Genomic DNA, 6,963 nt, shown 5'->3' on the forward strand with positions numbered 1-6,963 from the left:
GAAGCGCAACCAATAAGCGCCGTCGATGCTTGTTCGCTACTGCCTGGGTTATTGTTCCCCATTCTGTCTCATCCATTGTATGCTACTGGTGGGGACGGGGGAGGAAAGGAAACTTGACTGTGTGCACAGGACATTTATTACCCCAAGGGAACAGCGGGGGAAGTCATTGAAAGAGATTTTCAAGCACTTTCGCCAGGCCGCGCCAGAGGCGTTCGGAAAACGCTTGCTGGCTAATATCGAGTTCACCTGCCAATGCCTCCATTTCCACCTCTCGTGGGATTTCGAAATACCCTCGCTTGAGTGCCAGGACGATCGCCTCGCGCTGTTCGTTTGTCAATCCGAACATCCGCCCTCGCAACCCCTCCTCGGTCAAGGTGTATACACGTTCGATATGAAGCGGAATCTCGTGGTCGGTGCAGAAGTTGTAGAACTGACCGACATGATCGTGATCAATGAATCGGAGAATGAAATGCCACGCGTCGTTTCCTGTCGCTTCGAGAATCGTCCCTTCCGTTTTGACGATGCCGGCGAGAAGATCCTCGTACTCACCAGCCCACTCGACTTTGTAAAGCGACTGGTCACCAAGGGTGTCAAGCCGGACGAGATTTTTGACGTACTCACTTTCGGCGACGCTCACTTCCAATCCCTCTCTATCTGGATTGGCGATCCAGAAAAAAGGCATGACGTTGTTTTCACTGGGGACGATTTCTTCGAGTTCGATGCGGGTATCGCCAGCGCCGGATAATGCCTGGCCTAACGCTAAGCTCTCTTTTTCGATGGTGAATTCAACAATGACACTCATACCCAAGACTCGTTTTCGAGGAAGGTAGCTGTTGAGGCGGTATCTGGAAGCGGACAGTCGTACTGAGAGTTGTTGCTTGTTAGTGGCAGCGGTCTTCGTGCATTTTGAGAATACGCACCTGCCGGATTTCACTGCCGGTTATGAAGTTAGATGGCAGGAGATTACCTCTTTGCCGACTGCAAAGCGTACATTCCATAATCCCCGCTCCTTAGCACGGCCAGCTATGTGTCGGTCAGAAGTGTCAATATTTCTTTGTGTTGTCGCAATAATTACCTCCGTTCTTCATGCTAGTACATCATAATGAATCACTCCCGACGAGTGTTCCTCGCTTCCACCTTAACGAGTCTTACAGCCACAATAGCTGGGTGTACCGGCGGTTGCGGTTTACTCAGCCAAGACAGCAGTCCTCAACAAAATACAGAGTCTGCTGGAAACCTGCCTCCGGCTGCTCGGTTACGAATGAGAGCAGTTGATGACAGAGACATAGGTAGACGACATGCCCTATATCTACGGGAGAATTCAGAGAAGGGCCGACGCGTCATCAAGCGAGCCGTACAAAACGGGTCAACGATGGTTGACGACCAATCACCGCCAATCTGGGAAGGCAGTAGACCATGGGTGTGCGACGGCGGTGTGTATCGACTCTCGTATGAAGTACGAAACGAACGCCCGGCGACTCGCTACTTCTGGGATCTCACTCCTGTGCAACAGGCTGACCAGGATAACATCGTGCAGTTTGATGAACTCCCGCGTCTCGACCGCGAGAAGTTTCGGTTAGTTGGCCTTGGAGACGATGCTGTGGATGAGGACACTCCACTTGATATCGGGAAAACGTTCGTCTACGCGAATGCTGATCGAAATCAATCGGCACTCGTATCGACTCCTGATCGCTCGGTTATTGAATGGTCGTCTGGCTCACGCGCGGGGTTCTCGATCACCGACTCGAACTCCAAAAACGCGACGCTCAAAACGTACCGGTATACGGCGCGTCAACTGGCACCGACCGTCGAAGCGTATGGTCAGCAGCTCCGCACCCGATACACGTTCGAACTTTCGGGACTCTCTGATGCTGAGCGTAACCTCGTAGAGAAAGCTATCGGGAAATACGGATATAATATCGACCGCGGTGGATCACCTTCTGATGCGTTCTGGTCCCTGATCAAAATCTTCCAGCAGCACGAGGCGGTTGCTGATGGGAAGGAGGGCGTAACTGGGAACTATCTCGCCACATACGATGGGCAAGTCTATTGATTGGTAAACGGGAAAGACTTTGCACGGCAAAAAAACCACCACGACGAAGCAGTAGAATGGCGAGGCTCCATCGCTCCAACGAAGGCTCTTGAACGGGCTGTATCATTCGCACTCCAACCCGCGCACAGATTTCATAAAGGGTCTCGAGGTGCGTTTACTTCCGCTTATTTAGGCGGTAGTGAGCTTGGCCAAGGTTTAACGCGATTGTATTGCCACTATGCCTTCGCTATAGGTCCCTACCTCCCATGAGAAAAGTATCAATCACTTATTAAAAGATGAATACCACCGTTATGGAATTTCGCCATCGAGCAACAAGAGCCATGATACGAAGTGAAAGAAAGACCACCTCACACTACTGCTCCAGCGTTCTAAGAAATTTTTGAGTACTTGAACCGAGCACGGTCGTCGATAACGAATATTGAACTGCTGGTGTTATTTCACAATCTCAGAATGATGATTCACCCATCAATATGGGGTAATCGGTGCAGTTCTTAAAGAGGTAAAGTCTATATCTCGTTGTGGTTTCCGTCAGTAAATCTGTCGTGACCGAACTGGAAATAACAGGAGAAAACGGAGACGGTGCAATTGCTACACGACGTTACCAACCGGTGGTATCGCTACGTCAGAGTTCAACGCTGGTATTCAGCCGCTCGGTTCGCGGCGTTTCGTCATTACCTCTGATGGGAGTACGTGAACAATCACAACTTTTGAAACGACTTCGCGGTGCACTCTGTACGAGCGATGACACGTCGTTTCCAAAGGACCGATACATCAGACAATAGATACTTGCTCCGTATAGAATATTTGATTCGCATATCCGCTTCCGATGGCACACGAATATTCCACTCTCCTTCTCTAAGATTCTCGCAGCCCCCACCAAGAGAACAATGTGGCGTTTTTATCTTACTGACAAGCACTGCACCTCTTTCACAGATCGATTGCTTCATGTTTCGCGCTCTAAACAATCTGCGCTGGTTAATACCGTTGCTGATGAATGAACTCCTGCGATAATAGGGAATAAGAAATGAGAATAATAAAAATCGCCTTTGTGCTCGTAGTAGTGCTCATGATGGCAGGAAGTACTGCTAGTATGGCGGTCGCACAACAAAGCCAGTGCGGTGGGCAAGGTGGATATCCCGGTTCGGTAGCGGATTACCGCCAGGGCACCGGATTCAGTGGTAGTAATGGAGACTGGATGAGTGCTTACGCTCAGGATGAGAGAAATTCGAACGGTGAAAAGGGAGTGAAAGCAGGGATTCCTCAGAACGATGGTGGAATTGGTGAGTGGTGCAGTCCAGCCAAGTAACTCGTGAAACTCTTGGTAGGGATCAGAAGCCACTAAGTTTCCTACCATCTCACGAGGGTTTATTGATTCTGAGCGCGGACAGAGCCAGGACGACGCAATCACATCACTCAAAAGGATTAATCGGGGTGAACGAATCCCACGCAGTTCTTACAAAGGGCAAAGTGATTGTTTTGACATTATTCACTTGGTTCGTTATGTACAAAAAGTCGCCACTCAGGATGCCAGGGGGTATGTGGTGAACATCACGATGACACTCACGATGGCCCTAACTCGCTCTCAAGAACGTAGCTGTTGAGGCAGAGAGTGGTCTATATCGGTGAAAGGAGACTGATTGAGGTACATCACGAACTCCGCACATGATTGATGTGGGGGTCCCGAGGTGGTTCTACTTTCGCTTAAGCGTTTAGGCGGCAGAAAATCGACTTCCCAGGTGCAACGATATGGACACCACAGCTGACGTACCAGTGCACCGAAATCTCGCACGTTCTCCGAGGGGAGACAAACGGATACTCTGTGCCGGACTGTGCAGACGCTCCTGAAGCCGAACGGTTCAAATTATACCCATAGTGGACCAGCCTACTGTTCAGGAACCAATAACACGCCGGCATCTTCGTCTATGTCTCCCCCAAACAGGACCGCCAACACGAAGAGCAAGCCAACAACCGCCACCGTTCTGAGAGCCATAGCAACTGGTTTTTCCATACCTGCTGACTTCTACACGTCTGGAATAAGCTTTCTGGAACCAGTAATCGCGGAAGTGAGTTGGAAGCTTCAATTGACGATCCTTCGCCGCAGAGGAAGCAGTACTGACGGCTGGGTTTTCGTCAAGTAACGTTCACGCATAATTTCGATGGGTACCCCCGGGGTGTGCTCACTTCCGCTTATGGATTTAGGCGGCAATAGATGAATTTCCTACTCCCACATTTCCGCCAAAGCAGCAGTGTTAGATTATTTCATAGTTGAAAAAACCAACAGTCGATGTGCAATTCTACCGAACTCCGTGAAATTGCCCACTGATTTTCCCTCTAAGCGTTCGTGCGACCAAACGATCGTCTCCGAACCTGGCTTCCCTCATCGGCTGCTCACGCCAAATAATAGCTCGCAGATTGTAAGCGTTTGTGGGTCAGCTTGCATTCTGTTATGGAGGTGGCTAATCGTTCTTATCCGGTAGAAACAGACTCTACTCCGAGCAATCGCGCTCTGACACACTTATTAGATCCCGAAGCGTAGTTTCTAGTCAATCTGGCCGCGGAATCCAGAGGGAGGGGAAAAACATGGCTCACGGGGGACGATCATCCACACACGAAACCGACGCATCAGTTGCCGATCGACCGCACACCGACCGAACAGTCGGCGATTATAGCCCACTATTGTTTCCTGCAGGGGGTATCCTTGCTGGAATTGCTCAGGTTCTCCTTTTAGATACCCCAGCTGTGGAGGCGTTCTTACTCGCGTTCTTAGTGATAGTCGTCGGTCTACAGGGACTCTGGGCCTTTTTAGGCCATTACTTTAGACCCGACGAGATAGCCGCGTTCATCGGCTGGCCGGCGAATAACCCGTTCCAAAAAGAAGTCGCGTTCGGTAATCTCGCTTTCGGAGTGCTAGGCGTTCTCTGTCTCTGGTTTCGAGGAGGGTTCTGGATCGCAACGGCAATCGGTATCTCTGTGTTCATGCTTGGGGCTGCCATTGTCCACGTGAAAGATATCCGAGAGACACAGAATCGAAGTCCCGGGAACGCTGGGGCAATTCTGTGGACGGATGTCCTGACGTCGCTCGTTTTGCTTGTGTTACTGGGTCTCTATTTTCTTTGAGTTATTCGAGTTCAGTCGGTCAGCAGAGACACGGGAAAAACAATCCATCTACCACTCTCTCGGGTAACTTAGCCGCTCTCCCAGCCTAACTAATCGGGGAGATTTTGTTTAACCAATAGGTTTAATATTGGGTGCGCTGTACGTTCAACCGGATGGTTGAACAACAGCTGAACGACCAGGATCTCGACGCGATTTTCAAGGCATTAGCCCATCCGATCCGCCGAGAGATCCTCGAACAACTCGCCGATGGCCCCGAAAGCGTCGGCGATCTCGCCGAACCACACGACGTCTCGTTGGCGGCAGTCTCCAAGCACTTGCATGTGTTGGAAGATGCGGGCTTGATTGATGTCGAGAAGGACGGCCGGGTTCGACGATGTCACCTTGATGCCGCGCCGCTGAGTGAAGCCTTTGGATGGCTAACCCGGTACCGCGTGCTCTGGGAAGACCGCTTCGACGCGTTGGCCGACCATCTGGAGCAAGAAGACCAATGAGAGACAACACTGATGACGGAAGAGAATCGCGGGAAGAGGCCACCACAGATGAAGATCAAAGTATTACTGTCAACCGCGTGATCGAAGCCACACCAGAGAGAGTCTACGAAGCCTTTGTCGATCCCGACGAACTCACGACGTGGCTCCCGCCAGAGGGCTTCTCAGCCGAGGTTCACGAGTTCGACGCCACAGAGGGCGGCACCTTCCGTATGTCGTTCACTGCTGACATCGAGGAGTTGGAACCATACGCTCACACGTTCCACGGGACATACGAAGAGCTGTCCCCTGGCGACCGGATCGTCTACACCGAGGAATTCGAGTCCGACGATCCGGGAATGGCCGGCGAGATGACGACCACGGTCACCTTCGAGAAGGTCTCCGGCGGGACCGAAGTCACTGCTCACCAGGCAGGAATCCCCGAAAACATCCCACCCCAGGACGCCAACGAAGGATGGAATGACTCCCTCGGAAACCTCGCGGACGTTGTTGAGGAGGCGTAGCGCATAGATCTTATCGAGGGTACCGTACGGGCCTCACTTCCGTTTATTAATCAGTTGTGGGCATGTGCGCTACCGTGGTCCAGACCTATGGGATATATTTAGACAGCAAATGGCTAACTCGGTAATGTGGCTGTAGTTTCTACATTATATCAATTTAAAATCCGACTATTTTCATTTCATACTTATATGGGTTGGAGCATTTTCTAAGTCTGAAACCGATTGTAAGACTCATTTCATATCGGCATCAACCCACGCAACGCAATGAGTTTAGAAAATCTCGCTCGTATCGGGACTGAACGACGAACATTTCTCAAAACTGCAGGAGCGACAGGACTAACGGCTGCCGGTTTCAGTGGTACTGGGGGCGCAGAGCAATCCGACGACTCATGCTCCGAGAGGCCCCAGCAAGACGCGGAAGTGTACGTGACTGTTCTTGGGTCCGGGGCATCGGCGCTGAAAAATGGACGCTCGTCGGTCGGCTATGTCGTACACATCGATGGCGAACCGAAATTGCTGGTAGATGCTGGCGGCGGGACGGCATCGGCTATTAGTGAGACACAGACCGATATCACGAAATTAGACCTCGCGCTGTTCACACACCTTCACATCGACCACACTGTTGATTTCCCTGCGATTCTCAAGGCGGCCTATCAGCAAGGACGAGACGGTCGCCCATGGGAGATTTATGGCCCCTCGGGTAAAGGAATACGTCCCGGCATGAAAGAATGGGCATCGAAAATGTTCGATGGGAGTAGCGGTACCTACAGCTATCTTCGGGAGTTCGTTGGACAGTACCTTGGAA

The 6,963-nt window shown here is 51.3% G+C and carries 7 protein-coding genes; 5 read left to right on the plus strand and 2 right to left on the minus strand.

The window, feature by feature from the left end; translation table 11 throughout:
* Nucleotides 1–163: 163 nt before the first annotated feature.
* Nucleotides 164–802, minus strand: coding sequence for a helix-turn-helix domain-containing protein (locus BG842_RS02910; RefSeq protein ID WP_069449610.1), 639 nt, complete (start codon nt 800–802; stop codon nt 164–166).
* A 570-nt stretch (nt 803–1,372) separates the two neighbouring features.
* Here BG842_RS02910 and BG842_RS02915 point away from each other — a divergent pair.
* On the plus strand, nt 1,373–2,053 hold the full coding sequence (locus tag BG842_RS02915; protein WP_139135998.1) for a hypothetical protein: 681 nt from the start codon (nt 1,373–1,375) through the stop codon (nt 2,051–2,053).
* A 1,882-nt stretch (nt 2,054–3,935) separates the two neighbouring features.
* Here BG842_RS02915 and BG842_RS32420 read toward each other — a convergent pair.
* Nucleotides 3,936–4,061 (minus strand): hypothetical protein, encoded by a 126-nt coding sequence (locus BG842_RS32420; protein ID WP_256388495.1) that lies wholly within the window; start codon nt 4,059–4,061, stop codon nt 3,936–3,938.
* Nucleotides 4,062–4,633: 572 nt separating this feature from the next.
* Here BG842_RS32420 and BG842_RS02920 point away from each other — a divergent pair.
* The 4 genes from BG842_RS02920 to BG842_RS02935 form a co-directional block, all read left to right on the plus strand.
* Entirely contained in the window at nt 4,634–5,170 is a 537-nt protein-coding gene (locus BG842_RS02920; protein ID WP_139135999.1) for a DUF6790 family protein, read from the plus strand.
* A gap of 152 nt (nt 5,171–5,322) precedes the next feature.
* Nucleotides 5,323–5,661 carry a helix-turn-helix transcriptional regulator gene (locus BG842_RS02925; RefSeq protein WP_069449613.1) on the plus strand — a complete coding sequence of 113 codons (339 nt, stop codon included), beginning with the start codon at nt 5,323–5,325 and terminating at the stop codon, nt 5,659–5,661.
* Entirely contained in the window at nt 5,658–6,161 is a 504-nt protein-coding gene (locus BG842_RS02930) for an SRPBCC domain-containing protein (RefSeq protein WP_069449614.1), read from the plus strand. Before BG842_RS02925 ends, BG842_RS02930 begins: the two co-directional genes overlap by 4 nt.
* A 261-nt stretch (nt 6,162–6,422) precedes the next feature.
* Nucleotides 6,423–6,963, plus strand: a 541-nt coding sequence (locus BG842_RS02935; RefSeq protein ID WP_139136000.1) for an MBL fold metallo-hydrolase, incomplete at its 3' end; no start/stop codon positions are given.

Source organism: Haladaptatus sp. W1, assembly GCF_001723155.1.
Lineage (GTDB): Archaea > Halobacteriota > Halobacteria > Halobacteriales > Haladaptataceae > Haladaptatus > Haladaptatus paucihalophilus.